2 protein-coding genes are annotated in these 1,484 nt (G+C 60.4%); both read right to left on the reverse strand.

Translation table 11 applies throughout. From position 1 onward, the window contains the following. Positions 1-115, reverse strand: a 115-nt coding sequence (locus tag SREC43747_RS20865) for an S-adenosylmethionine synthetase N-terminal domain-containing protein (RefSeq protein ID WP_152528482.1), incomplete at its 3' end; no start/stop codon positions are given. 60 nt (positions 116-175) lie between these two features. Beyond that, positions 176-1,484: class I SAM-dependent methyltransferase (locus tag SREC43747_RS0119190; RefSeq protein ID WP_029722993.1), on the reverse strand; the 1,309-nt coding region annotated here is incomplete at its 5' end.

Genomic DNA, 1,484 nt, shown 5'->3' on the forward strand with positions numbered 1-1,484 from the left:
GATCCTGGGCCAGCATCGCATCCAGGATCGAGTCACTGATCGCATCGCAGATCTTGTCCGGATGCCCCTCGGTCACGGACTCACTGGTGAACAACCTGCGGTTGATCTCACTCACGACTGCTCCTTACCTCCAAGCTGGTGCCAGCTTCAGATCCTTGCTTACCGTCGATCGCGTTCAGGCCCGGGCGTGGATGATGCCCCATGCCAAGTTGCCGGCCTTACCCCCTTCGACCCAGTTCTTCAGGCCGGTCTTCATCTTCGTCCGATAGGTGTCGCTGATCTTGTCGGCCAGCTCAGTTTCCCGCTCTTCGAGAACTTCCAGCACTCGGCCGTAGTGGACCGGCAGGTGCTCGGTGAGCTCTTCGAACTCGAAGTTCTGCAGCCCCAACCGGGCCAGCTCGCGGCGGTAGAAGCCGGGAGAGCCCATGGTGTCCAGGTTGATCCGCTCCAGGATCGGCCCCAGATCCGACATCTTGGCGGTGTCGGCGGCCATCGGGTCGGTGAACACGAAGGACCCGGTCGGCTTGAGCACGCGAGCCACTTCTTCCATCACGCGCACCCGGTCACCGCTGTGCAGGATCGCGTCCTGGGACCAGACGACGTCGAAGGCGTTGTCCTGGAACGGCATGTCCTCGAACGAGCCGTCCTTGACCTCGATCAAGTGGTCCAGGCCCTGTTCCTTGTTGAATTCGCGGTTCCGCTTGTTCTCGACCTCGCTGAGGTTCAGGCAGGTCACCTGGCAACCGTAGGTCTTGGCCAGGTAGCGGGCGGCACCGCCGTATCCGGAACCGATGTCCAGCACCTTGGTTTCCGGAGTGATTTCGACCTTGCTCGCCATCCGCTCGACGGTGCGCCGCGACGCGGTGGCGATGTCTTCGTCCGGGGTGTTGTAGAGGCCGATGTGAATGTCGTTCCCGCCCCAGACGTGGAAGTAGAAATTGTCGGCGTCTTCGGAGTTGTAGTAGTCGCGGGCGACGTTCACCGCACTGGAGTAAGCTTCGGTCAACTCCTCGTCCGGAATGTACTTCTTCTCGCAAACGTGAATGAAGAAGTCCGGCTCCGAGTCGGAATAGGTTTCTTGGAAATCGCCGTAGGTGTCGATCCGCTGGAAGCCGACTTCCCGGAGCAACCGCCGCATGTAGTTCTTCCGCAGCGGATACATGTTGAGGTAGTACTCGCTCTTGTCCGGGAAGGTGTATTTGAAGCGGGCCAGACCGTCGTCCACGTACTCCGGCTCAGCGGTCACTTCCTCACCGCAGTAGTAGTACGTGTGCTTGGTGCTGTAGCCGTTGTCCAGAATTGAGTCGTAATTGCGCTGGTCAATGATCAGCACGCCGTCGTGCTTGAGCATGGCGTAGAACTCGGCCAGCGCCTTGCGGCGGTCCCGCTCCGAGAACAGATGGGTGAACGAGTTGCCCAAGCAGATGATCGCGTCGTACTGGCCGTGCACATCGCGGTTGAGGTAGCGCCAGTCCGCGTTGACC

Origin of the sequence: Saccharopolyspora rectivirgula DSM 43747, from assembly GCF_000497205.1 — a bacterium.
Taxonomy (GTDB): Bacteria; Actinomycetota; Actinomycetes; order Mycobacteriales; family Pseudonocardiaceae; genus Saccharopolyspora; species Saccharopolyspora rectivirgula.